The 24,103-nt window shown below is 65.5% G+C and carries 20 protein-coding genes and 2 tRNA genes; 4 read left to right on the top strand and 18 right to left on the bottom strand.

Translation table 11 applies throughout. From position 1 onward, the window contains the following. Positions 1 to 36: 36 nt before the first annotated feature. The 5 genes from metG to JOY29_RS02265 form a co-directional block, all read right to left on the bottom strand. Positions 37 to 1,587: a methionine--tRNA ligase gene (gene metG, locus JOY29_RS02285; RefSeq protein ID WP_300975573.1), complete on the bottom strand. Its 1,551-nt coding sequence runs from the start codon at positions 1,585 to 1,587 to the stop codon at positions 37 to 39. A gap of 192 nt (positions 1,588 to 1,779) precedes the next feature. Then, complete coding sequence (locus JOY29_RS02280; protein WP_300974586.1) at positions 1,780 to 2,754, bottom strand: DNA polymerase III subunit delta'; 975 nt, start codon at positions 2,752 to 2,754, stop codon at positions 1,780 to 1,782. Next, a complete protein-coding gene (gene tmk / locus JOY29_RS02275; protein ID WP_300975572.1) occupies positions 2,751 to 3,371 on the bottom strand; it encodes a dTMP kinase in 621 nt (206 codons plus the stop codon). The genes JOY29_RS02280 and tmk overlap by 4 nt, the downstream gene beginning before the upstream one ends. Positions 3,372 to 3,375: 4 nt before the next feature. Further along, on the bottom strand, positions 3,376 to 4,548 hold the full coding sequence (locus JOY29_RS02270; RefSeq protein WP_300974585.1) for a D-alanyl-D-alanine carboxypeptidase family protein: 1,173 nt from the start codon (positions 4,546 to 4,548) through the stop codon (positions 3,376 to 3,378). A 124-nt stretch (positions 4,549 to 4,672) separates the two neighbouring features. After that, positions 4,673 to 5,638: a lytic transglycosylase domain-containing protein gene (locus JOY29_RS02265; protein WP_300975571.1), complete on the bottom strand. Its 966-nt coding sequence runs from the start codon at positions 5,636 to 5,638 to the stop codon at positions 4,673 to 4,675. Positions 5,639 to 5,962: 324 nt separating this feature from the next. Here JOY29_RS02265 and JOY29_RS02260 point away from each other — a divergent pair. Continuing rightward, a tRNA-Ser gene (locus JOY29_RS02260) sits at positions 5,963 to 6,052 on the top strand. An 83-nt stretch (positions 6,053 to 6,135) separates the two neighbouring features. On the opposite strand, the gene JOY29_RS02255 is transcribed toward JOY29_RS02260, so the two are convergent. From JOY29_RS02255 to JOY29_RS02235, 5 genes are all read right to left on the bottom strand, one after another. Beyond that, positions 6,136 to 7,704: a glycosyltransferase family 39 protein gene (locus JOY29_RS02255; protein WP_300974584.1), complete on the bottom strand. Its 1,569-nt coding sequence runs from the start codon at positions 7,702 to 7,704 to the stop codon at positions 6,136 to 6,138. A 1,432-nt stretch (positions 7,705 to 9,136) separates the two neighbouring features. Next, a complete protein-coding gene (locus tag JOY29_RS02250; protein WP_300974583.1) occupies positions 9,137 to 9,325 on the bottom strand; it encodes a helix-turn-helix domain-containing protein in 189 nt (62 codons plus the stop codon). An 823-nt stretch (positions 9,326 to 10,148) separates the two neighbouring features. Beyond that, entirely contained in the window at positions 10,149 to 11,393 is a 1,245-nt protein-coding gene (locus JOY29_RS02245) for a site-specific integrase (protein WP_300974582.1), read from the bottom strand. 248 nt (positions 11,394 to 11,641) lie between these two features. Then, positions 11,642 to 13,225, bottom strand: a complete 1,584-nt coding sequence (locus JOY29_RS02240; RefSeq protein ID WP_300974581.1) for a M10 family metallopeptidase — start codon at positions 13,223 to 13,225, stop codon at positions 11,642 to 11,644. Between the two features lie 148 nt (positions 13,226 to 13,373). Then, the gene (locus tag JOY29_RS02235; RefSeq protein WP_300974580.1) at positions 13,374 to 14,306 is read right to left on the bottom strand and encodes a dimethylarginine dimethylaminohydrolase family protein; all 933 of its coding nucleotides are present in this window, start codon (positions 14,304 to 14,306) and stop codon (positions 13,374 to 13,376) included. Between the two features lie 173 nt (positions 14,307 to 14,479). On the opposite strand from JOY29_RS02235, the gene JOY29_RS02230 reads away from it, so the two are divergent. Then, entirely contained in the window at positions 14,480 to 15,226 is a 747-nt protein-coding gene (locus tag JOY29_RS02230) for a hypothetical protein (RefSeq protein WP_300974579.1), read from the top strand. A 45-nt stretch (positions 15,227 to 15,271) separates the two neighbouring features. Beyond that, positions 15,272 to 16,489 (top strand): acyl-CoA dehydrogenase, encoded by a 1,218-nt coding sequence (locus tag JOY29_RS02225; protein ID WP_300974578.1) that lies wholly within the window; start codon positions 15,272 to 15,274, stop codon positions 16,487 to 16,489. A gap of 61 nt (positions 16,490 to 16,550) precedes the next feature. On the opposite strand, the gene clpP is transcribed toward JOY29_RS02225, so the two are convergent. From clpP to JOY29_RS02195, 6 genes are all read right to left on the bottom strand, one after another. Beyond that, positions 16,551 to 17,210 (bottom strand): ATP-dependent Clp endopeptidase proteolytic subunit ClpP, encoded by a 660-nt coding sequence (clpP, locus tag JOY29_RS02220; RefSeq protein WP_300974577.1) that lies wholly within the window; start codon positions 17,208 to 17,210, stop codon positions 16,551 to 16,553. A gap of 62 nt (positions 17,211 to 17,272) precedes the next feature. After that, entirely contained in the window at positions 17,273 to 18,502 is a 1,230-nt protein-coding gene (locus tag JOY29_RS02215) for a glutamate-5-semialdehyde dehydrogenase (protein WP_300974576.1), read from the bottom strand. Continuing rightward, positions 18,499 to 19,605 (bottom strand): glutamate 5-kinase, encoded by a 1,107-nt coding sequence (proB, locus tag JOY29_RS02210; RefSeq protein WP_300974575.1) that lies wholly within the window; start codon positions 19,603 to 19,605, stop codon positions 18,499 to 18,501. Before proB ends, JOY29_RS02215 begins: the two co-directional genes overlap by 4 nt. Continuing rightward, entirely contained in the window at positions 19,605 to 20,543 is a 939-nt protein-coding gene (locus JOY29_RS02205) for a glycosyltransferase family 2 protein (protein WP_300974574.1), read from the bottom strand. Before JOY29_RS02205 ends, proB begins: the two co-directional genes overlap by 1 nt. A gap of 106 nt (positions 20,544 to 20,649) precedes the next feature. Beyond that, positions 20,650 to 22,269 (bottom strand): trigger factor, encoded by a 1,620-nt coding sequence (gene tig / locus JOY29_RS02200; protein WP_300974573.1) that lies wholly within the window; start codon positions 22,267 to 22,269, stop codon positions 20,650 to 20,652. Positions 22,270 to 22,330: 61 nt separating this feature from the next. Further along, positions 22,331 to 22,415 (bottom strand) — tRNA-Leu (locus JOY29_RS02195). An 86-nt stretch (positions 22,416 to 22,501) separates the two neighbouring features. On the opposite strand from JOY29_RS02195, the gene JOY29_RS02190 reads away from it, so the two are divergent. Continuing rightward, a complete protein-coding gene (locus tag JOY29_RS02190) occupies positions 22,502 to 22,717 on the top strand; it encodes a hypothetical protein (protein WP_300974571.1) in 216 nt (71 codons plus the stop codon). 110 nt (positions 22,718 to 22,827) lie between these two features. On the opposite strand, the gene JOY29_RS02185 is transcribed toward JOY29_RS02190, so the two are convergent. Both JOY29_RS02185 and JOY29_RS02180 read right to left on the bottom strand, forming a co-directional pair. Beyond that, positions 22,828 to 23,418, bottom strand: a complete 591-nt coding sequence (locus JOY29_RS02185) for a phosphatase PAP2 family protein (RefSeq protein ID WP_300974570.1) — start codon at positions 23,416 to 23,418, stop codon at positions 22,828 to 22,830. Positions 23,419 to 23,473: 55 nt separating this feature from the next. Next, positions 23,474 to 24,103 (bottom strand): hypothetical protein, encoded by a 630-nt coding sequence (locus tag JOY29_RS02180; RefSeq protein WP_300974569.1) that lies wholly within the window; start codon positions 24,101 to 24,103, stop codon positions 23,474 to 23,476.

Raw genomic sequence — 24,103 nt, 5'->3', positions numbered from 1 at the left:
AACAGGAACTCGCCTCCAGGCAAGACGCGCTTCAGGTCACTCCGGCGTGTCGACCAGTTCGAGGCGGGGGAAGATGGGCGTAGGAGCGGCGAGGCGGCCTGCGGCCCTCCCCTCTTCCACATAGGCCTGCAGGCGAGCGATCGCGTTGGGGACGACCGGCTCGACCACGACGGCCAGCTGCTCGACGGCCGCGGCGAGCGTGCCGAGCACCTGCGCCATGCGGTCGGGATCGGTCTTGCGCAGCGCCCAGGGTGCCTGCGCATCGACATAGGCATTGGCGGCGAAGACGGCGGCCATCCACGCGTCGAGGCCGACCGAGAAATCGTAGTCGCCAAAGCGGGACTTCGCTTCGGCCGCGGCTTCCGCGACCCTGGCGAGGAGGGCCGCGTCGTCCGGAGCCTCGCCGGCGGCAGGAACGACGCCATCCAGGTTCTTGACGATCATCGAGAAGGTGCGCTGGGCGAGGTTGCCGAAGCTGTTGGCGAGCTCGGCATTGCAGCGGGTGACGATGGCTTCGTCCGAATAGCTTCCGTCCTGGCCGAAGCTGACTTCGCGCATCAGGAAGTAGCGCAGGCTGTCGACGCCGTAGGTGCGGGCGAGCTCCATCGGGTCGACGACATTGCCCAGGCTCTTCGACATCTTTTCGCCGCGGGCGAGGAGGAAGCCGTGGCCGAACAGCGACTTGGGCAGCGGCAGCCTGGCGCTCATCAGGAAGGCCGGCCAGTAGACGGCGTGAAAGCGGACGATGTCCTTGCCGATCAGGTGGAGGTCGGCCGGCCAGAAGCGGTCGTAGCTGGCGCGGTCGTCGGGGAAGCCGACGCCGGTCATGTAGGTGGTAAGCGCGTCGACCCAGACGTACATGACATGGCCCGGCGAGCCCGGCACCGGCACGCCCCAGTCGAAACTGGTCCGGCTGACGCTCAGATCCTTGAGGCCACCCTCGACAAATCGAACGATTTCATTGCGACGGCTCTCCGGCCGGATGAAGTCGGGATTGTCGGCGTAGAGCTTCAGCAGCGGCTCGGCGTAGCGCGAGAGGCGAAAGAACCAGCTTTCCTCGACCGTCCATTCGACCGGCGTGTTCTGGGGCGAGAGCTTGACGCCCCCTTCCCCCTCGATCAGTTCCTTTTCGTCGTAGAAGGCCTCATCGCGGACCGAATACCAGCCTTCGTAGCGGTCGAGATAGAGGTCGCCATTCGCCTCCATCGCCTTCCACAGGGCGATGCTGGCCTGGTGATGGCGGTCCTCAGTGGTGCGGACGAAGGCATCGTAGCTGATCGAAAGTTCGTCGCACATCTGCCGGAAATAGCCCGACATTTCATCGGCGAACTCAAGCGTGTCGCGGCCCTGCCCGCGGGCGGTCTGGACCATCTTGAGTCCATGCTCGTCGGTGCCGGTGACGAGGCGCACGTCCCGGCCCTGCGCGCGCTGAAATCGCGCGATGACGTCGGCGGCGATCGCTTCATAGGCATGGCCGATGTGCGGACGGCCATTCGGGTAAGCGATGGCGGTGGTGATGTAGAAGGGTTCGGACATTGCCCGTCGCTCTAGGCGAGCTTGGGCGAATTCGGAAGCGGCGGTTGCGATGAGGCCAGTGTGACCCGCTTTGTCTCCGTACTGCGGTCACGAAGGTCACAAAGGTCACCGGTGGCGGGGTATCTGCGGCAATCGGGACCGGGCGGCGGTACGAGCTGGAGCGCGCGCAAACAGTCGATGGCAGCCTAGACCAACCCATGGGGTTAGTTTGCCGGCCGATATCCTACTTTGCAACGCATGCGATCAGCCGGAGACCCCTGCCATGATCGTGCCGAGGGTGAGGATGGTGCTGGCCGGGTCGAGCGAGTGCCGGGGCGCGAAGGTCGCCGTTTCGCGCAGCTGGGCGTAGGCGGCGGCGGCGCGGCTGCGGCGCTCGCCTTCGGCACGGCGAGCCTCGGCGGCGACCAGTGGCGGGACCAGTTCGAGGAAGGCGGCGTAGCGCGGCGCGGCGGCCTTCAGGGCAAGGCTGGTGGCAAGGCGCGCGCGGCGGCTGTTGTCGGGATCGCCATGGCGAAGGATGGCAAGCGCTTCCTCCGCAAGCGGAGCAAGGTCGAGTTCGGCAAATTCGATGGCGCGAGCGGCCGACCCGGCGGCAAGCGGCAGAAGGCGGGCACGATCCGCGGCCGAGAGCTTCGGCTGCTGCTCGGCTAGGACCCGATCCATCGACGCGTCATCGAGCGCGGTGAAGTCGAGGCGGCGACAGCGCGAGCGGATGGTGGGAAGAAGCCGGCCGGGCGAGTGGCTGACCAGCAGGAACAGGCTCTTGCCGGGTGGCTCCTCGAGCAGCTTGAGCAAGGCGTTGGCGGCGTTGCGCTCGAGGTCGTCCATCGCGTCGATGATGCAGACTCGCCAGTCGCTGAACGAGGGAGCGAGGGCGAACAGCTCGCCCATTTCCCGGACCTGGTCGATGGTGACGTTGCGCCTGAGCTCGCCCTTCTTGCTACCCTTGTCCCATTCCTGCCGCTCGAGGAGGCGGAAGTCGGGATGGCTGCCCGCGTCCACCAGGTGCGCGATGCGATGGCCGGGGGCGACTTCAAGGCCGGGAAGATCGCTGCGCGGACCGGCGGCATCGGCGAGGACGCGACGGGCGGCGGCGCGGGCGAAGCTCCCCTTCCCCACCCCGCGTGGGCCGGCGAGCAGCCAGGCATGGTGGAGGTGGCCGCTGTCCATGGCGGCGCGGAAGGCTGCGATGGCGCGGTCCTGGCCGAGAATGGTCACAGCAGGTCCTCGAGCGCGGCGAGCAGGAGCGCGGTGACGTCTTCCGGGCTGCCCGAGGCGTCGACCGGTCGGACCCGGTCGGGCTCGGCGGCGGCGATGGCGCGGAAGGCGGCTTCGACGTTGTCATGGTAGGAGGCGGGCCGTCCGCCGATGCGGTCGGCCTCGGCACCGTCCCGCGCCCGGGCCCGCTCAGCGCCCTGAGGGTGGAGGAGCAGAAGGGTGCGGTCGGGAAACCAGCCGTCGATCCCGAAGGCGTTGATGGCGCGCACGGCCTCGATGCCGAGACCGCCCGCGCCGCCCTGATAGGCGAGGCTGCTGTCGATGAAGCGGTCGGAGATCACCCATTTCCCGGCAAGGACAGCAGGGCGGACGAGCTTGTCGACATGGTCGGTGCGGGCGGCGGCGAAGAGCAGGGCTTCGGCCGGCGCGCTCCAGCGCTCCTCGCCGCCTTCGAGCAGGAGCCGGCGGATGGCCTCCGCGCCGTCGCTGCCGCCGGGTTCACGGGTGGTGACGACATCGATGCCGCGGGCGCGGAGAGCCTCGCCGAGTGCGGCAAGCTGGGTGCTCTTGCCGACCCCCTCGCCGCCTTCGAGCGTGATGAATCGCCCCCGCGCCACCTGGTCAGGCAAGCCCGACGAGCTGCTTCAAGCCAAGCCACAGGCGGCCGAAGAAGCCGGCTTCCTCGACCGCTTCCGCCGCGACCAGGGGCATGCGCTGGACGGTACCGTCGGGCGTGGTGACGATCAGTTGGGCAATTTCGGCGCCCTTGGCGATCGGCGCCTTGATAGGCCCGTTGTAGGCGATCCTGAGCTTCGGCTCGCCCCCGACCGCGCCGGCGGGATAGGTGACGGCAATGGCGCGCGGGGCAACCAGCGGCACCGTGGCGGCAGCGCCGAGCTGGACCTGCGCCTCGCCGATGGCGGCGTTGGCGGCGACCAGCGGGCGCGACTGCCAGGCGTTGAAGCCCCAACTCATCAGCTTGACCGATTCATCGGCACGGCCGTTGAAGCTGTCGAGTCCGGCCAGCACCATCACCAGGCGACGGCCGTTCTGCTCGGCCGAGCCGGTGAAGCCGTAGCCGGCTTCCTCGGTGTGGCCGGTCTTGAGCCCGTCGGCACCCGACACGCGGCCGAGGATCGGGTTGCGGTTGGCCTGGGTGATGTTCTGGCCGGAACCGAGGGTCTTGCCCCAGCTGAAGCTCGGCTGTCCGTAGAATTGCTTGTAGAGCTTGGGGTGGCGCTCGATCGAGGCGCGGGCGAGCTTGGCGAGGTCGCGGGCGGTGGTGACGGTGCAGCCCTCGTCCGGCCAGCCGGTCGAGTTGCAGAAGCGGCTGTTGGTCATGCCAAGCCGCTTGGCCAGCGCGTTCATCTGGGCGGCGAAGGCCTGCTCGGTCCCGGCGATGCACTCGGCGAGGACGACCGAGGCGTCGTTTCCGGACAGGGTGACGATGCCGTGGAGGAGGTTCTCGACGCTGACGCTCTCGTTCACGGAAAGGAACATGGTCGAGCCCTGGCTGTGCCAGGCGCGCCAGGTCTCGGGGCGGACGGTGCACATCTTCGAGAGCGGAAGCTGGCCCGACTTGATCAGCTCGAAGGCGACCTCGCTGGTCATCATCTTGGCCATGGAAGCAGGCGGCATGGGCCGGTCGGCGTCCTTGGCGAGCAGTTCGGCTCCCGAGGAGAGGTCGACGAGATAGGCGACTCGGGCTGGCGTCTCGAACGGCGGCGCGGCGGCGATGGCGCCCCCGGCGGTGGTGGCGAGGAACAGGGCGATTGCGACGCGGGGGTGATTCATGGGGCTTTGGTAGCGGCCCCGCCTTCCTTCGTCATCCTTGGCCTGACCCGGGATCCGGCTTTTCTTGCGGTCGGGCGAGGGCAGGCAAGCGCAGGATCAGCGGCCGGGCGGCGGGAATGCCTGGTCAACCCCCGGCCGCGACGCGGTCGGCAAGGAGCCCGACCGAAAGGGCGTAGAAATTGGAGCAGTTGTAATCGAGGATCGCGCGGTAATTGACGGTCGCGAGATAGGCAGTGGCATTGGGACCGTCAGGCTCGATGAGGGTCGCCATCTCGCCTTCGGGCAGGACCTGGCCGAGGGGCCGGACCCCAAGCTGGCGCCATTCGCGCATGGTCATCCAGCGGCTGTGGCGGCGGAAGACCTGGGGGCAGCGGGGCGCGGCGAGACGGGAAACGATCGCGGCTCGGTTGAGGGTCGCGGGCACCTGGACCGGAATGCCCCAGTGGACCCCTCGCTTCCAGCCGGCATCGTTGAGATAGGCGGCGATCGAGGCAAGGCCGTCCATCTCGCTGCCCCAGATGTTGGCGTCGCGGTCGCCATCGCCGTCGGTGGCGAGGCGCAGGACGTTTGACGGCATGAACTGGGGATAGCCGGTGGCGCCGGCCCAGCTGCCCTTGAGGCGGCTGCGCGGCGTGCCGCGGTCGAGAAGCTGGAGTGCAGCGATGAACTCCGCCTCGAAAAAGGCACGGCGGCGGCCTTCGTAGGCAAGCGTCGCGAGCACTTCGGCAAGGTCGAAATTGCCGGTCACGCGACCATAGCTGGTCTCATGCCCGAAGATCGCCATCAGCACCTGCGGCTCGACCCCGAAGCGCTGCTCGAGCCAGGCGAGCTGCGGGCGGTAGGAGCGGAAGCGGGCGGCGCCCCGGTTGATGAGGTCGCTGGTGACATGCCGCGCCTTGTAGGGCGCGAACGGCGGGATGACGTTGCTGTTGGGTGGCCCGCCCGGCTGCTGGCGGTCGAGCGCGACGACGCGGGCGTTGAGGCGAAGGTAGGGAATGACGGCGGCGATGGTCGCTTCGCGAACGCCAACGGCGCGGGCACGGGCGGCGAGCTGCTGCTTGTAGCCTTCGAAGCCGGTCGAGGCGGCGATCTCGGCGACCGGGCGAAGCGCGGGCTGGGCCGCGGGAGTGGGCTGGCGGACGGTCGTTCCCGGCGCCGGCGGCGCCGGCGTGCCGGGCAAGGGGGCGAGCGGATCGCGCTCCTGCCGCGCGCTCGCCGGCGTGAGTGCGATCGCGGCCAGGCACAGCAGCGAACTGCTCCAACGAAATGCCACCTGCCTTCTACCCTCCCCGATCATGCCAGACCAACGCCCGAGCGTCGCAGCCGTTCAGCCGCCTTGCGCCAGACCCGTGCCAAGGTCTACGGGCGCCAAGCTGAACCGCAACCGTCTTCGAGCCGGTATGTGCGTCGCCGTGGATGGGTGGCCGAGTGGTTTAAGGCAGCGGTCTTGAAAACCGCCGTGGGTGCAAGCTCACCGTGGGTTCGAATCCCACCCCATCCGCCAGTCCTCTTTGTTATCATTGTGCAATTTTCCGAATTGGTCCCCCGTTCCCTTTTTGGCTCCCCATCAAAGAGGTCACTCGGCTGTCAGCGTGCGACGCATTGAGCTTGCTCCGAGTAGGTCAGTTCCCCGACGATGAGTGACTTGCAGAGGTCAAGGGGGCAGCCGCTTCCACGAACTACGTACACGTTCTCACCCGCGCCCCAGTTTTCGTCTGTGACTCCGATGAGCTTTGGCGCATAACTCCTCAGGAACTCGGTCCTAGGCATCTCCTGCACTTGCATTCCATTGATCCAGCGAGGTCCACCCACTGGAGTGATGAAAGAGTCCAAAGTTCTAAGTGTTTTGGGGTGCCAAAGCACTATTGGCCTACAGCTTTGAGACGCTAAGGCAATGTCCCGATAGTACTGGTCTACGCTGCTTAACTGAAATGGGTACGGAATACCGTTCCGGTGAGCGGAAGTCTTCCGGTATGCCCAAGCGTTTGTTCCAACGAGAAGCGCCGCTACTGCGGCAATGGCAATAGCGAATTGTACGCTACTTCGCGCATCTCTCGATACCGCAGCTGTTCTGTATTCAGTGCTTTGGGATAAGGCCAAGCCGAGAACTAGTCTCCCAACCCAGAAGCAGTACGTGAGAGCGAAAGGCCACAGCGGCCAGAGGTATCGATCTAGTAACGGCTGGACAGGTCTAAAAGGCTCGACTGAGATTGCGGCAAACGAAACAAAGATACCAAAGCTGACACCCATCGCCAGGGTCAAGGAAAGCTCCTTAGGCAGCGTAGGCCCCTTCCTTAAGGCTTTGAGCAAACCAGTTCCGAGGGCCGCCATAAAGAAGGCGAGCATTCCTAACTTCGTATAGACGAACATCGAAGAATCAGGTGCCCAACGGGTGAGCGTATCTATCCAGCGATAACCTACATACTCCGTGTACATGCCGCTGATATGCTTCTCCATCGCAGCTTGTACAACGCCGAGCGGCACTACGCGGCCCAGAATTACTGACAATATGGCAGTTTCGATTGCGAAGAGCGCAGCAAGGACCCCTAAGAACCTCAATGGACTTGTACGGCCACGCTGAAACCATAGCCAGAGCACAATTCCTGGCACAAAGTAGAGATTCGTGACCTTGGCTGCGTAAGCTAGGAAGAAAAAGGCACCAGAGATCACTTCATTTTTTGAACTGGGGCCTCTGATCAAGAAATAGAATCCGAGCAACAAGTAAGGGTAGCTCAGGTTGTCTGAAAGAAAGTGGGAGTACAGCCATGAATTAAGTGGATTGAGCGCAAAGGCGCAAAGCAGAAGTGCTGCTCCTGCCCAACCGAAAAGGCGGTTCCAGATTAACCACAGCAGGCAAATAGAGATACCAAACGTAACGATTGTCACGCCATAGTACACCGTCAGAGTGGGTCCGAAGATGCTCACTATCAGTGCGAATGGAAAGTTGAGGGCCCACCTCGCTGTTTGATGGTCGAGTGTCCAACCCGGCCAGCCCACTGGATCGGTGAGGTGCCTCACCATGATCCACTTGTCGGTTATGTCACCGCCAGGATCGACTGGAGCGATGTTTAAGGCAGCTACTGCGCACACCAAGACGAAAAGTAGGGCAAACGCCCATGGCTTAGGGGCGGCGTACGGCGTTCCAGTGTCGTGCATGCGGCGCTGTTAGCAGGCCTAAGGTCTCTGGCAACTTGGGAGAGTGCGCTCCAGCGAGCTTGACGAGGCTTTATGCGCCGGGCGGACCATTCGGTTGGTCGCGCTAGCCACCCCCTCTGCTTGGCTGAATTAAGTTCCCTTGATCCAATTGGATCAATACGGCATTCGCCGTTCATGCCACGGTATATCAATTATGCATTACGCAGAGTTAGGCGTCTAATGCGGCGTGACTGGCCGTTTGCGTTAGCTTGCTTAACTTTTGTCCTCGCGACCGCGTCCGCCATGAAGTATCTGAAATTACCTGCACCCTGATCTACAGTTGGGAAGCATGCTCACGGCCGCCGAAGCGCTTTCGTGAGCATATCCACGAAGCGGCCGGTCGCTCGTGCCAAGCTTTCGAGAGAGACACCAGCCGCTTGCCAGTGAATGGTGACCATGCGGGTGAACGGCAGCCCAATTGTCTGCGCGTGTCGCGATGCGGCTAGTAGACTGCGAACTTGCCCCGTGGTGAGGCCGAAGCTCTCGCGCTTTGCACTGTTGCGCGGACCGCCTCTGCCACTGCTCTGAGGCGAAAGGGCTGGCACACCAGAGTTAGAGTTACTTACTGCACGGCTTATGCCACTTGCGGAAAGGCGCGGTTTCCCTTGCTTTGGCCTGCCCGGGACAGCCAATGAAACTTCACCGGATCTGCGAAAGGGTGAAGTTTCAAAGCTGCCGCCATGCGCGGCGCTGACAGGCGCCTGGAGCATAACGGCAGCGGTCATGAGGCTATCCAGACGATAGAATGCTTGCCCGTGACATTTGGCCGTGGCTGGCCACTGTCGCGGATGCATCCCTTGCGACGCAGTTCACTCGTTCGAGGCTGGATAGTCCAGCGGCTTACATGGAGCGCTGCAGCAAGCTCGTCCGCAGTGGGGCCACTATCACCGGCCGCAAGAATGGCCTCTTGCGCCATTCGCTGAAGCCTGCCCAGCTTGGGTGCGAGATCCATCTCTGCTTTGATTGACGTACTCACGTTCCGGTGGCCCGGTGCATCAGGATAGAGCATCACGCGCCCTCCCCAATAAGCTCAGGCAGCCCGGCTCTGCTGAGAAGCTTGTTCAACCAGCTTAGCTGAGCCTCGCTCAGCGGCATCGGGTCGACTGCAAGCTGCCCTAAGAACTGTCCCGCTTTGCGGCTCAGCTTGGAGCAGCCGCTTAGGAGTGCAAGCGCGGCATCACGATGGTTATGGAACGGCTCACTCATGGCCGCCCTCCGCGGAGCAGAGGTTTGCTACGTCTTGAGCAAGCCAGGGTGAGAGGCTGAAGCGCTCGGCAAGCATTTGCGCCCGCCGCTCGGATGCCGTAGGGAAAACATGCAACCAGCGGCCAAGTTGATTGCGCGAAGCCCCGGCGAGCTCATCGCCGGCGTTTTGCATTTCTGGGCTCATTGCTCACGCCTCCGGCCGGTAAGCTGGGAGGCTATGCAGGTAGCGCTCCAAGTCCTCAAACGAGATCAGAGTGCGGCGGCCTGCCTTGCGAGCTGAGATCGCGTTGCGTCCGAGTGCGTCGTAGAGTGCCGTGCGCGACAGCCCCGAGAGCTTGACTGCCTCTGGGATTGTTACCGCGATTGGTCGTTCCATTGGTTCGGTCCTGCAGCGCCGCACACAAGCTTGATCGCCCGGACGCTGCTGGACCTTCCTGCACTCTGATCAGGTTTGCTCCGATGGGGCGGTTAAAACCGATCGCGAAGGTGTGGCAGGCTCCAAATGCCATCTGCAAAGTGGCGTGCCAACGCCCCTGCATCACGGCACTGAGGAAAATTCCATTGGCCTGTGTCGCAGTTCGTTACGAGGTAGCCGTGAGGGCAGTGCATGACCTGCCACCAGTCCAGGATCCGCCGGCCGACCGGCGTTTCGGAAGGGTGCCCCAATTTCATGCACCATTGCTGCACGGAGCGCCACGGAACTGCACCCCCGTCCTTTCCTCGCCTTCCGTGTGTCGTAAGTCCCTCAGCGACGATCTTGTAAGCTTCGGTTTTTCGCACCCCCGTGGACCAGATGACGTGCACAACCCCGTGGACCCAAAACCGAAGCTCAGACTCGGCCGTGGTGAGTGCACTTGTCCCACCGAAGTTCGTTGGCTTCGCCCAAGCGGGGGCTCTGCCCCTGTCTAGATCGTTGAGAAATTGCAGAAGGTCTTTGAGAGGCATATGCGCATGCCCATTATGGATCGGCGGCAGCTCATGTAGGAAGCTCAGTACCTCTGCGAGCATCGATGCCGCTTTGTTCCGGCGCAGAATCGGGTCCGGCTCACGCTCGTAAATCCCGTAGCGAACTTCGAGCGATGCACAGAGGCGCTGTATCCAATCGTTTGGCTCTGGCCATCCTTCGTTGGTTTGCTTCCAGTGCTGTTTGCTACCCTCCGCCGCTCCGTAGGAGACGGTATAGCGTGCCCGATAGGGCTTCACGCAGCAGCTCCACGCAGGGGGCTTACGTTTGAAGCCGGTGAGAGAGCGATGTCACAGAGGGCTGCCCAGTCATTCATGAGACGCCGCCGCTTCTCGAAGAGGTCGCCGCGCCGGTACGCTGCTTCAGCCTTACTCCCAATGGTATGAGCAAGGGCCATCTCGCAAACCTCGTGCGGATACCCCGTGCATTCAGCGGCCCAGTCGCGGAATGACGAACGGAAGCCATGCACTGTGCAGTCCTGCTTCATGCGCCTTAGCAGCATGTTCATGGCCATGCCCGATAGCTTCCCGCCCTTGTCGGCTGGGAAAAGGTGCGCCGTCCTCCGTGGCTTGAGAGCTTCGAGGATCTCCACGCATCGCGGGCTCAGCGGGATGCGATGCTCTCTTGCTGCCTTCATGCGATCGGCCGGGACCGTCCACAAGGCCCTCTCAAGATCGACTTCTTGCCACGTGGCTCCAAGCACCTCGCTGGTGCGAGTGGCAGTGAGGATTGTGAACTCCAAAGCCAGCGCGGCCGTGGCTTGCCGGGTGCGAAGCTCGGCGACAAACGCTGGCACTTTCTCGTACGGCATGGCCTTGTGATGACCACGAGATAGGCGCGGGCGAGCAGGTAATATCTGAGCGATGTGACCCCGGAAACGAGCGGGATTTTCTCCATCTCGCAGTCCCCGCGCCTTGGCGGCGTCAAGCACAAGCTCAATGCGGCCACGGATGCGACCGGCCGTTTCTGGCTTCTGCTGCCAGATAGGCTCGAGGATGCTCAGGACGTGCCCTGTAGCAATCTGAGCAACAGGCAAGTCACCGATGACCGGGTAGACGTAGCTGGCGAGAGTGCTGCGCCATTGCTGCCGATGCTTGTCATTGCGCCAGCTGCCTTCATTGGCCTTGATGTAAGCCTCAGCAGCGCTCTTGAACGTAACTGAGGCCACGTGGGCAGCCTGAGCCGCTGCAAGTGCCTCAGCGGCCTTCTGCTGGCGTTCCTGCAGAGGATCGATACCGGCTTTGACCTTGAGGCGAAGGGCAGCAGCCTTGTCGCGAGCATCAGCGAGGCTCACCCCTCCAGCCCCGGCTGCTCCTAGGCCTATGTCACGAGACTGACCTTTGAGCATGAAGCGATAGACCCAGGAGCGAGCGCCGCTCTCTTTTACGAGCAGATGCAGCCCGCCCCCGTCCGCATAACGGCCAGGCTTGGCATTCTTCACCGTAAGAGGAGTCAGTGCATTGCTGAGCTTGCGAGGCATGGTGGCGGCTCCGTTCCCAAATCCGTTCCCCCAACTGTAAGCCGGTTTTGTGGGAACGCAACGGAATAGAACGGGACAAGAACACAGGCGGTGTAGCCCTTCTCCCCTCTGCAGATTGGCTTCATTTGACCGCAAACGGACGTAAAAGGACGCTAGTTAGGAGGACACCCCATCCGCCAACTTCCGCAGATGTGAAGAAGGGCGCCGACGTCGAGCCGGCGCCCTTCTCTTGCCTTCCGAATGCGATCCTAGAAGAGGATGTCGCCGGGGCCGATCGGCTGCGAGCCGACGACGACATGGAAGTCGGCGATGCCGTCACCGTCGACGTCGCCGGCAACCATGTTGACGCCATTGTCGACATAGGAGCGTACCTGGCCCGCCTGGCCGGTGAAGGCGCCATTGCCGATCCAGCTCAACGCCTGGTCGCCGGCAGCGGCGCTCGGGTCGAAGCCGCGCAGGTCGAGCTTGTCGATGCCACGCTCGAAATCGAGGATGGTGTCGATGCCGCCGCGGTCGGAGACCCCGAACAGGTCGGCGCCGGCCCCGCCGATGAGGATGTCATTGCCCTTGCCGCCGTTGAGGCTGTCGCTGCCGGCTCCCGCGTCGAGACGGTTGGCGACATCATTGCCGAGCAGGACGTCGTTGCCCGCACCGGTGCGGCCATTCTCGATGATCGTGTTGTAGGCGATCCCGATATTGTCGGACAGGAAGCCCGGATTGCCGGTGCGGCCGTCGTAGATGAGGTTCCAGGTCGACTGCGGGAAGCTCGTCCCGAAGGTCGCATTCAGGCTCGCCGCATCGCCGTAATTATAGCCGGTGCTGAACGCGCCGGGGCGAAGGTCGAGGGTGATCCGGCCGCCGGTGAACCCGCTGAGGTCGAGCGTGTCGTTGCCGCCGGCGTCATAGATCGACAGGAACGGGTTCTTGTTCGACGCGAAATCATAGACCGAGCGGTCGGCGGTCGAGTTGAAGCCGTAGATGGTGTCGCCGGTGCGGGTGGTGAGGTCGGCGCCGTACATGGCCTGCACCGCGGCGATGTCGTGGACCATCGGCGTCTGCGGGGTCTGGTAATAGCCGCCGGTGGCCCAGTTCACGTAGCCGAACGCGCCCGAGTTGCTGCTGTTGAAGTAGGACATGATCGAGAACTGGTAGGTGTCCTGGTAGAATTTTGCATCGCCGGCATAAGTAATAGGATCGGCGACGCCGTCGCCATTATCATCGTCCGACGCATTATAGTCGCCGGTATGGCTGAGGCCGATCGCGTGGCCGAGTTCGTGGACGAGAGTGGTCTGGCCGTAGCCGCCATTGTCGAGGTCGAAGTTGCTGGCCTGATCCTGGTTGACGAAGATGTCGCCCTGGATCTTGGTATATTTGCCCGAGCCGCCGTTGAGGAAGGGCGTGAAGGCCGCTGCCTGGCCGGGACCCGTGTTCGTGTTGGTGAACAGGATATCGGCGGCGCCCTGTCCGTTCTTCTCGACGAAGGAGGGGGCGATCAGGTCGTCCCACAGCGCCAAGCTCTCCCGGGCCGCGTCGCGCTGTTCCTCGGTGAACGGCAGGAATCCTTCAGCGATGCCGCCGAGATAGGTTTCCTTCGGGCTGTTGTAGAGGCCGGTGAAGCCCTTATCGAGGAAGGAATAGGTGATCTGGCCATTGGGTCCGACGTCCCAGATCGCGCCGGTGCGGTTGAGGTTGGCGACCGCCTGGTCGACGCTGAGGACGGTCTTGCCGTTGGCCGCCGTGCCCGTCGCATTGGGTGCGATGTAGCGAATGTCGTTCAGGGTCGGCAGGTCGCCTTCAGCGGTGATGGCGTTGGAATTGAGCTTTGTACGCAAGGATCGTCCTCCTCAAGGCCGCGTCACGAAGGGCCGGAGGAGGGCTGAGCCGAGCTGGAGATGCCGGTCAAGTCATTATGGGATAAAGATATTTTTTTGGGAGCATCGGGAACAAACCGGGCGTTCGCACGATGCACGCCCCGCCCCTTCAACGCGCTGCCGGCTGGCGCCGCAGCGGCATGGTCAGGCAATGGACACCGCCGCCACATTGGGTGAATTCGCCAAGGCCCACGGTCAGCACCTCGAAGCCGAGCTTGCGAACCTCTTCATCGACCCGTGGCGCGGAGCCAGTCGAGATGATGCGGCGATTGCCGAGCGAAAGCACGTTGCAGCCGAGGGACGCAATCTCCTCCGCGCGGACGGGGACGATCCTGATCCCGAGCTGCTCGAGCTTGCGAACGAAATCGGCATCGAGCTTCTCGACGCACGCCAGGGCGATGTCACGGTCGATGACGCAGAAATGCGTGTCGAGGTGCAGGAGGTCGGGATCGACCGGCGTCAGGGTCACGGTCCAGCCGCGCTGCTCGAAGAAGCGGCCCAGCGCACGCGCGCCCTGCGTGGTGGTGCGCTCCTCCGATACGCCGACGACCAGGTGGCCCGGGCGAAGCAAGCAGACATCGCCGCCCTCGACCGAGCCTTCCGTGACCCGCCCGAGGATCGGAATGCCACCGGCGCAGGCGGCGTCGAGCACCACGTCGACTTCCCGGCGCCGGTGGGCGATGCCGGGACGAAGGCCAATCAGGCCCCACGGCGTCATCAGGCTGGTGTCGCGAGTGAAGGCAAGATCAGGGAGGCCGGCAGCGGGTTGCACCGTGCGGACGCGGACCCCGGCCTCGAGGAGAGTTTCGAGCAAGGCGCGGTGCTGGCGGCTGGCGCTGGCGCTGCAGCTGCTGCGGCCCTGCTCGAGCGCATCCTCGCTGACCCGGTTGCAGGGTACGATGCTCAAGTGGCGTGGCGAGGCGAGCAGGACTTCCTTGAGCAGCCCATATTCGCTGTCCGGTCCTTCCAGCCGCCGCAGATCGGGGGCAATGCCGACGGAGGGCTGGTCGGTGCGGAGCGCGCGCAGAAGTTCGGGAGTCAAGGAAGACCTCGCGGGGTTGGCTGGTGATACGGACAGGCGCACCCGGAGCCGGGCCGCCTTAGACGAACACGGGAGCAGCGGAGGCGTTCCCTCGCTGTTCCGGCTGGACCAAAGCCCGGGCAAGTCGCTGACGTCATGAAACCAATGCCGCTTCGTCAGGCGTTGAAGGACCGGTGTCCCCTCTCCTGCTCATCACCCTGGCGATCATGGCCGCCTTCGTTTCGGTCCATATCTTCGGCGCGCGGCTGACCATCCTATCGGGCACGCCGCGAAGCGTCTGGCTGTCGGGCGCCGGCGGAGTTTCGGTCGCTTATGTGTTCATCCACCTGCTTCCCGAGCTTGCCGAGCATCAGGAAACCATCGGGGCCGGGGCGCGGGCGAACGGAATCTTGGGTGCGGTCGAGAGCCATGCCTATCTGATCGCCCTGCTGGGCCTGGGGGTCTTCTACGGGGTCGAGCGCTTCGCCCAGACGCGCGCCGGGCCGCGCAAGACGGAAGGGGGCGGTGAAGCCCCGGCAGCGGTTTTCTGGACGCATCTCGCCGCCTTCGCGGCCTACAATGTGCTGATCGGCTATCTACTCGTGCACCGGGAAGAGACCGATCTTCGCGGCCTCGTCATCTATGGCGTGGCGATGAGCCTGCATTTCGTGGTGAACGATTTCGCGCTGCGCGAGCAGCATGGCCACACCTATCATCGTATCGGGCGCTGGTTGCTTGCGGCGGCGCCGGTGGCCGGCTTTGCGTTCGGGCTTGCGACCGAGGTGTCGCCGCTGCTGCTGAGCGCATTGTTCGCCTTCCTCGCCGGCGGGATCATCCTCAACGTGCTGAAGGAGGAATTGCCGGCGGAGCGGAAGAGCCGCTTCTCGGCCTTCGTGGCGGGCGCGGGTTTCTATGGCGCCCTGCTTCTGCTGACCGCCTGAAGGCCATGCTGGCGAAGGAGGGAAAGCCGCGCTAAAGGCGCAGCCATGCTGAAAACCCCCGATCCCGCCCTCGCCCACGAGCCCAAGCTGCTGCCGTTCGACTGGAGCGATCCGTTCGGCCTCGACGAGCAGCTGAGCGAGGACGAACGGCTCGTCCGCGACACCGCCGAGGGCTATGCGCAGGAGCAGCTGCAGCCGCGCGTGACCGAGGCCTATCTCAACGAGAGCTTCGATCGCGAGATCTTGCGCGAAATGGGCGAACTGGGCCTGCTCGGCGCGACCATTCCGCAGCAATATGGCGGCGCCGGGCTCGGCTATGTCGCTTATGGTCTGATCGCCCGCGCGGTCGAGCGGGTGGACTCGGGCTATCGCTCGGCGATGAGCGTCCAGAGCTCGCTCGTCATGTACCCGATCTTCGCCTACGGCTCGGAAGAGCAGAGGATGAAGTATCTGCCGGGGCTGGCGAAGGGCGAGCTGGTCGGTTGCTTCGGCCTCACCGAGCCGGACGCGGGAAGCGATCCTGGCGGGATGCGGACGACGGCGAAGAAGACCGAGAATGGCTACCGCCTGAGCGGCGCCAAGATGTGGATCACCAACTCGCCGATCGCCGACGTGTTCGTGGTGTGGGCGAAGTCCGAAGCGCACGGCGGCAAGATCCGCGGCTTCATCCTCGAGAAGGGCATGACGGGGCTGAGCGCTCCGGCGGTCAAGCAGAAGCTGTCCTTGCGCGCCTCGATCACCGGCGAGATCGTGATGGACGGGGTCGAGGTCGGCGAGGAGGCGCTGCTTCCGAACGTCGAGGGGCTGAAGGGGCCGTTCGGCTGCCTCAACCGTGCCCGCTACGGCATCGGCTGGGGCTCGATGGGCGCGGCCGAGGCCTGCTTCCATGCCGCGCGGCAATATACGCTGGAACGCCATCAGTTCGGGCGGCCGCTGGCGGCGACGCAGCTGGTGCAGCTGAAGCTCGCCAACATGGTGACCGAGATCACGCTCGGCCTGCAGGCGGCGCTACGCGTCGGCCGGCGGCTGGAGGCAGGCGAGCTGATCCCCGAGATGATCAGCCTGATCAAGCGCAACAATTGCGGGAAGGCGCTCGATATCGCCCGCATCGCCCGCGACATGCACGGCGGCAACGGCATCAGCGCCGAATATCAGGTCATCCGCCACGCGCTGAACCTGGAGACGGTGAATACCTACGAGGGGACGCATGACGTGCATGCGCTGATCCTCGGCCGTGCGATCACGGGGCTGAGCGCCTTCTAGCACAAACAAGAAGGGCGGCCCTGGAGCCGCCCTTTTCGTTTCTCGATGACAGTCGAGCCACTCAGGCGTCCGGCGCACCGCCGCTGCCCATGCCGAGCTGCTCCATGTCGGCGGCGTCTGGGCGCTTGTCGAAGACAGCGTCGATCAGGCCGAATTCCTTTGCTTCATCGGCTTCGAGGAAGCTGTCGCGGTCCATCGCCTTCTCGATCCGCTCCAGCTCCTGGCCGGTGTACTTGGCGTAGAGCGAGTTGAGGCGGGTGCGCATGCGCAGGATCTCGCGCGCCTGGATCTCGATGTCGGAAGCCATGCCCTGGGCGCCGCCCGACGGCTGATGGATCATGATGCGGCTGTTGGTCAGGGCGACGCGCATGCCCGGCTCGCCCGCGGCGAGGAGGAAGCTGCCCATCGAGGCGGCCTGGCCGATGCAGACGGTGCCGACGCGCGGGCGGATGTATTGCATCGTGTCATGGATCGCGAGACCGCTGGTGACGACGCCGCCAGGGCTATTGATGTACATGAAGATGTCCTTCTTCGGGTTCTCGGACTCGAGGAAGAGCAACTGGGCGACGATCAGCGAGGCCATATGGTCCTCGATCGGACCGGTGATGAAGACGATCCGCTCCCGCAGCAGCCGCGAATAGATGTCGAAGCTGCGCTCGCCCCGGTTGGACTGTTCGATGACGATGGGAACGAGGGCGGAGGCGATGTCCTGATGATCCATGGGAGAAACTTTTCGTCCTGTCGTTGTGTGCTGCGACTACATCGGCGGGTGCGCGGATAAGTTCAAGGCCGGACCTGCCCTTGCCCCCGGACGACATATTTGAAGCTGGTGAGCTGCTCGGGGCCGACCGGGCCGCGGGCGTGGAGCTTGCCCGTGGCGATGCCGATCTCGGCGCCGAAGCCGAATTCCCCGCCGTCGGCGAACTGGGTCGAGGCGTTCCACAGGACGATCGCGCTGTCGACGGCGGCAAGGAAGGCTTCGGCGGTGGCGGGATCCTCCGTGACGATCGCCTCGGTATGGCCGGTGCCGAAGCGGGCGATGTGGGAAGCCGCTTCCTTCCAGTCGCTTACGGTGCGGATGCTGAGAATCGGTGCGAGATATTCAGTGCGCCAGTCTTCCTCATGCGCGGGCAGCATCGGCACGATGGCGGCGGCCTCGGCATCCCCGCGCAGCTCGCAGCCGTCGAGGGCTTCGGCGATGGCGGGGAGCATAGACAGGGCCGCGCGGTCGACGAGCAGGGTCTCGGTCGCGCCGCAGATGGAGGTCCGGCGGAGCTTGGCGTTGCGGACGATGGCCGCGGCCATGGCGGGGTCGGCGGCGGCGTGGACGTAAGTGTGGCAGACGCCCTCGAGGTGGCCGAGCACGGGGACGCGGGCCTCCGCCTGGACGCGTTCGACGAGGCTGCGCCCGCCGCGGGGGATGACGAGGTCGAGCGTGCCGTCGAGGCCGGAGAGCAGCGCACCGACGGCGGCGCGGTCGCTGGTGGGAACGATCTGGACGGCGCTTGCGGGGAGGCCGGCGGCTTCAAGCCCTTGTGCAAGGGCGGCGTGGATCGCGCGGCTGCTGGCGAAGCAGTCCGAGCCGGGGCGGAGGATGACAGCATTGCCCGAGCGGACGCAGATGGCGGCGGCGTCGGCGGTGACGTTGGGCCGCGCCTCGTAGATCATGCCGATCACGCCGATGGGCGTGCGCACGCGCGCGATGTCGAGGCCGTTCGGGCGCTGCCAGCGGGCGATCTCGGCGCCGAGCGGGTCGGGCAGGCCGGCGACGGCGTCGAGGCCGGCGGCGATGGCCTCGACCCGCTCGGGGTCGAGCATCAGCCGGTCGTGGTGCTTCGTCGCGGCTTTCAGCTCTGCCTCGTTGGCGGCGAGAATGGCGGGCGCATCGGCGCGGAGGCTCCTCGCCATGGCGCGAATGGCGGCCGTGCGCTGGTCGGCGGAGGCATTGCGGAGGGCCTCGGCCCCCACCCTTGCGGCCTGTCCAAGCGCCAGCATCTCGGTCTCAAGGGTCATCGCAGCACCATGTCGTCGCGGTGGATGAGGGCGTCGCCACGCGAATAGCCGAGCCGCGCCTCGATGTCGGCTCCTTTCGCGCCGATCATCCGGGCGGCCTCCTCCGCATCGTAGCGGCTGAGACCCCTCGCCTGCTCGATGCCATTCTCGTCCACGATCCTCACGCAATCGCCGCGGGCAAAGCGGCCGTCGATGGCGGTGACCCCGGCAGGGAGCAGGCTGCTTCCACGCCTGAGGGCTGCAGCAGCCCCGGAGTCGATCCGGACGGCTCCGACGGGGCCGAGCGTGCCGGCGATCCACGCCTTGTAGGCGCGCGCCGGCGAACCCTCGGCGGCGATGCGGGTGCTGCGGGCCTCGCCGGAGAGGAGGCGGGCGAGCGGGCGCTCCCCTGCCCCGCTGCCAATGAGGGTCGTGCAGCCCGCGGCGGCGGCAATTCGGGCGGCTTCGAGCTTGGTGCGCATGCCGCCGGTTCCGAGGCCTTCGGTCAACGCATCGCCGGCCAGCGCCATGATGTCGGGAGTGAGCGCCGCGACGTGCGGGATGTGGCTTGCCTCCGGATCGCGGCTAGGATCGGCGGTGTAGAGGCCGTCGATGTCACTGAGGAGGATGAGGAGGTCGGCGCCGGCGAGCTGGGCGACGCGGGCGGACAGGCGGTCGTTGTCGCCGACCCGCAGCTCGGCGGTGGCGGTCGAGTCATTCTCGTTGATCACCGGCACCGCCCCCGCCTTGAGCAAGGCGGCGATGGTTGCCCGGGCGTTGAGGAAGGCGCGGCGGTCCTCGCTGTCGTGGGCGGTGAGGAGCAGCTGAGCGGCCACCAGGCCATGCGGTGCCAAGGCCCGGCCCCAGGCCTGCATCAGGAGGGGCTGACCGGCGGCGGCGGCGGCCTGCTTGCTGTCGAGCCGGGCGGAGCGCGGGAGGGCAAGCAGGCTTCGGCCGAGGGCAACGGCGCCGGAGCTGACCAGGATGATCTCGGTGCCGTCCCGGCGGAGCGCCGCAACGTCTTCGGCGATGCCGGCGAGGAAAGCCGTGTCCGTCCCCTCCCCGCTCGTCACCAGCGCCGAGCCGAGCTTGACCACCAGCCGCCGGAAGGGCGGCGCTGCCATCAGACGTGCGCGCCCGGCGCCGGCAGCGCGAGATAGGCGAGACGACGGATCTCGCGGCGGCCGTGGGTGACGGTGTCGAGAATCAGGCCGGCAAGGAAGGAGAGGACGGCGACGATCACCATGCCGGTGACGAGGATGGCGGTCGGGAATCGCGGCACCAGGCCGGTGTCGACGTAGGTGAGGACGAGCGGGATGGAGAGCAGGATCGCGGCGACCAGCAGCAGGCCGCCGATCGAGCCGAAGAAGAGCCACGGCCGCTCGACCCGGAACAGGTTGAGCATGGCTTTCAGGATGCGCCAGCCGTCGCGGTAGGTGGAGAGCTTGGACGCCGACCCTTCGGGCCGAGCACCATAAGCGGTCGCGACTTCGCCGACCGGCATGCGCAGTTCGAGCGCATGAACGCTCATCTCCGTCTCGATCTCGAAGCCCGCGGAGAGGACGGGAAAGCTCTTCACGAAGCGGCGCGAAAAGACACGGTAGCCGGAGAAGACGTCGGTGAAGCTGCGGCCGAACAGGCTGGAGAGCAGGCCGGTGAACAGGCGGTTGCCGAGCACGTGACCACCGCGATAGGCCTCCTTGGCCTCGTGCTGGCGGGTGCCGACGACCATGTCGAGCTGCTCGGTCAGGAGCAGATCGACCATCGCCGGAGCGGCCCTGGGGTCATAGGTGAGGTCGCCGTCGGCCATGACATAGACCTCGGCCTCGACGTCGGCGAACATGCGGCGGACGACATTGCCCTTGCCCTGCTGCCGCTCGGTGCGGACGACGGCGCCGGCGGCCCGCGCCACCTCGGCGGTGCGGTCGCGGCTGTTGTTGTCATAGACGTAGACGATGGCGCCGGGGAGCGCGGCGCGGAAGCCGGCGACCGTCTGCGCGATCGCGGCTTCCTCATTGTAGCAGGGCAGCAGCACGGCGATGCGTGGCTGGTTCGCCGTCATCTCGATTCCCCCAGACGTCATCCCAGCCACCCAGCCGGGATCCCGCTTGCTCACCCAAGATGAAGAAGCGGGACCCTAGGTCAAGCCCGGGGTGACGACGACCGAGTCAGGCCGAAGCCTTCTTCGACTTCTTCGGAGCCTTGGCGCCGGCGCCGTCCTTGACCGGCTCGGCCGGGGTAGGCTCGGCCGCCTCGGCTTCGACGGCGCCCTTGGCGGGCTTGGCGGCCTTGGCCTTCTTCGCCGGCTTCACCTCGTCGGCAGTGGCGGCGGCTTCGGCGGCCGGAGCCTCCTCGGTCGCGGCAGCCTTCTTGCCCTTCTTGGCCTTAGCGGGCGCAGGAGCGGCGTCGTGGCCGTGGTCGTGGTCGTGGCCGCAGCCCGGACCGTGGACATGGCCTTCCTCCGCTTCGAGATCGGCTTCGATCTCCTCGCGGGTGGTGGTGCGTTCGGTGACTTCCGCCTTGGTGAAGAGGAAGTCGACCACCTTGTCCTCATAAAGCGGGGCGCGCAGCTGGGCGGCGGCCATCGGCTCCTGCTGGACATACTGGATGAACCGGTCGCGGTCCTTCGGCTGATACTGCTGCGCGGCCTGGGCGATCAGGCGGTTCATCTCCTGCTGACTGACCTCGATGCCGTTGGCCTGGCCAATTTCGCTCAGAAGCAGGCCGAGGCGGACGCGGCGCTCGGCGATCTTGCGATAATCGTCCTTGTCCTTCTCGATCTCGGCCTTGGCGGCTTCCGGATCGGCCTCGTGGCTTGCCTCATGCTCGAGCTGGGCCATGATGTTGGCGAACTCGGCATCGACCATCGACGGCGGCACGTCGAAGTCGTGCGAGGCTGCCAGCTGGTCGAGCAGGCGACGCTTCATGTGGGTGCGGGTCAGACCGTTCAGTTCCTGGCTCTGCTGATCGCGCAGGATGCCCTTGAGCTGGTCGAGGCTCTGGAGGCCGAGGGTCTTGGCGAAGTCGTCGTCGATCTTGGTCTCGCCGGCGACCTTCACTTCCTTGACGACGATGTCGAAAGTGGCGGGCTGGCCCTTGAGGTTGTCGGCCGGATAGTCGTCCGGGAAGGTGACGTTGAGCGTGCGCTCCTCGCCGACCTTGGCGCCGACCAGCTGGTCCTCGAAGCCGGGGATGAGCGTACCCGAGCCGATCTCGACGGCCATGTCGGTGCCGGTGCCGCCCTCGAAGGCGACGCCATCGGCGGTCTTGCCGACGAAATCGATCACGACCTGGTCACCGCTCTCTGCGACCTTGCCCTCGGGGGCATCCTCGAAGCGCTTGCTGTTCCTGGCGAACTGCTCGACCTGCGCGTCGACGGCGGCCTCGTCGGCCTCGACCACGAGGCGCTCGAGCTTCAGGCCGTCGATCTGCGGGGTCGGAACCTGCGGCAGAGTCTCGAGGCGGACGGTGACCTCGGCGTCCTTGCCGGGTTCATAGCCTTCCTTGAGCTCGATCGCCGGCTGCATCGCCGGGCGCAACTGCTGCTTGCCGAGCAGATCCTGCACACCCTGCTGGATGGTCGTCTGCAGCGCATCCTGGTGGAGCGCCTCGCCGTGCATCTTGCGGATGAGATTGGCCGGCACCTTGCCGGGTCGGAAGCCGGGCATGCGCACCTGCGGGGCGATCCGCTTCACCTCGTCCGCGATGCGGGCATCGATCTCGGCTGCCGTGAAGGTCAGCTGGTAGGCCCGCTTCAGGCCTTCGTTCTCGATCTCGACATGTTGCATGGTGGCAGGAAATCCCGGCTTATCGTTAAAAAGGTTCAGCTCGTTCCGGCTTAGCGGAGGTTGGTGCGGGCGAAGGGACTCGAACCCCCACATCTTGCGATACTGGAACCTAAATCCAGCGCGTCTACCAATTCCGCCACGCCCGCGCGAGCGTTTGAGCGCGGCCCTATAGCAGCCTGTGGGGGCGGGGCAAGCCACGCAACTTGTGGGGAGGACCGGGCGTTTCCCGTTCATGCAGCAGCTTCCCCCCTTCCCCGACGACGCCCCGGGCTTCGAGCCCGTCCCGAACGACCCGGCGCAGCCGGCCGAACCCGCCCAGCCGAGCCAGCCGGGCCAGCCCACCCCTGCCCCGCAGGAAGCGCCGCCGGCGCAAGCGCCGATCGACGTGCCCAGCCCGAGCGCGCCTGGTACGGAGACTCCGACGACGCCGATCTCGCCGGTCGGCTAGACCATCTCGCCAGTCGGCATGACCCTGCGTTCGTTCCGGCACAGGCTCGGACGAACGGGAGGTGCTGCGCGCGACTTTCCGAGGTTCCGGCCTTCGCCTGGCCGACGACCTCAGTCGCGCGCCGCTACGCTGACCAGCGCGTCGACCAGCGCCTCTGCGGCAAGCCCGATCACCGCGCCCGCGACCACGTCGCTGACGTAATGCCTGGAGCGAACCACCTGGGCGAGGCTGGCGGCACTGGCGAGGGTCAGGGCGGGAATGCGCGCGGCGGGATAGTCGCGACCGACGGCCATGGCGAAGGCCAGTGCACCGGCGGTATGGCCGGAGGGGAAGCTGTTGTAATCGCTGTCCTGGCGTCGCCCCTTGCGCAGGACATATTCGCCGCGTTCGGCGGCAGCGTCGGGGCGGGTACGGTCGACCATCTGCTTGACGACGCCGCGCAGTGCGGTCGCGAGGAGGTGCGAAGCGAGCATCCGGGTTCCGGCTCGCCAGGTCGGGCCATGACGCATCAACGCCGCCGTTCCGAGCACCGCCGCCGAAGCAGCGTAGAGCGGCTCCTGGTCGCTGAAATCGCTGACGGTGCCGAGCCCCTGCACCGCCGCCTTGCCGGCGATGGGAAGAAGCGCGTCAGCGACGGCGGTGTCCAGTTCCTCGATCGGCGCCGGCGCCTCGATGTCGGGAAGGTTCTCGAACTTTGTCACGCCGCTCCAACGGCGGGCGCTGCGACTATGTTTCGCGATCGAAGCGCCCTCATGGTCAGCGACGCCGCACCGCGCTCCGCGTCATCGCTTCGAAGTCCGGCAGCACCTGCGCATAATAGTGGGCGCGGGCAGCGTCGAGCATGACGAGGTAGAGCCGGCCCTCGATCACCGCGCCGACTGCCCTGCCCTTGCGCCATACCTCGTCGCCATCGAGATGCTCATAGTCGAATTGGAAGCCGTTGGTGCCGAGGAAGGGGCGCGGCGCGAGTCCGAGGGTGCGGAATTCAATCGCTCCGCCCTCCACCCGGAAGAGGGTTTCGAGCAACGCGGCGACTTCCGGCGCAGTCATGTCCGAGCGGAACTTGGGGACCTGACGGTCCGCCTTATATTCTTGGCGGATGATGCGCTTGTCGTTGGGCAGGCCGGCGATGAAGCTGACCTGGTCGAGATAGGGCCCGTTCAAGGTCCAGTCCTCGACCCAGCGCACGTCGGAGAAGGCGCTGCGCTCGGTGCGGTTCCATTCGCGCGGTGCGGTGACGCTCATCGAGCCGTTACCGACGTTGATGACCTGGCCGGCGCGAACGAGGCTGTAGGGGCTGCCAAAGCCGCCTCCGCCGGTCGAGGCGCAGGCGGAGAGGCCGAGCCCCAGCGTCAGGGCGGCGGACAGCGACTTCAAACGGTTCAT

This window comes from Sphingomonas sp. LHG3406-1 (assembly GCF_029637485.1).
In the GTDB taxonomy this organism is placed as follows: domain Bacteria; phylum Pseudomonadota; class Alphaproteobacteria; order Sphingomonadales; family Sphingomonadaceae; genus Sphingomicrobium.
This window is presented reverse-complemented; position numbering and strand designations above follow the sequence as displayed.

What these genes read in the sequence shown, in the direction of transcription:
- proB (WP_300974575.1), bottom strand. Translation starts at nt 19,605, where the DNA reads ATGGCAGCGCCGCCCTTCCGGCGGCTGGTGGTCAAGCTCGGCTCGGCG.
- JOY29_RS02255 (WP_300974584.1), bottom strand. Translation starts at nt 7,704, where the DNA reads ATGCACGACACTGGAACGCCGTACGCCGCCCCTAAGCCATGGGCGTTT.
- JOY29_RS02190 (WP_300974571.1), top strand. Translation starts at nt 22,502, where the DNA reads ATGCAGCAGCTTCCCCCCTTCCCCGACGACGCCCCGGGCTTCGAGCCC.
- JOY29_RS02270 (WP_300974585.1), bottom strand. Translation starts at nt 4,548, where the DNA reads ATGAATCACCCCCGCGTCGCAATCGCCCTGTTCCTCGCCACCACCGCC.
- JOY29_RS02180 (WP_300974569.1), bottom strand. Translation starts at nt 24,103, where the DNA reads ATGAACCGTTTGAAGTCGCTGTCCGCCGCCCTGACGCTGGGGCTCGGC.
- JOY29_RS02205 (WP_300974574.1), bottom strand. Translation starts at nt 20,543, where the DNA reads ATGACGGCGAACCAGCCACGCATCGCCGTGCTGCTGCCCTGCTACAAT.
- JOY29_RS02250 (WP_300974583.1), bottom strand. Translation starts at nt 9,325, where the DNA reads ATGGAACGACCAATCGCGGTAACAATCCCAGAGGCAGTCAAGCTCTCG.
- JOY29_RS02215 (WP_300974576.1), bottom strand. Translation starts at nt 18,502, where the DNA reads ATGACCCTTGAGACCGAGATGCTGGCGCTTGGACAGGCCGCAAGGGTG.
- JOY29_RS02245 (WP_300974582.1), bottom strand. Translation starts at nt 11,393, where the DNA reads ATGCCTCGCAAGCTCAGCAATGCACTGACTCCTCTTACGGTGAAGAAT.
- clpP (WP_300974577.1), bottom strand. Translation starts at nt 17,210, where the DNA reads ATGGATCATCAGGACATCGCCTCCGCCCTCGTTCCCATCGTCATCGAA.
- JOY29_RS02225 (WP_300974578.1), top strand. Translation starts at nt 15,272, where the DNA reads ATGCTGAAAACCCCCGATCCCGCCCTCGCCCACGAGCCCAAGCTGCTG.
- tig (WP_300974573.1), bottom strand. Translation starts at nt 22,269, where the DNA reads ATGCAACATGTCGAGATCGAGAACGAAGGCCTGAAGCGGGCCTACCAG.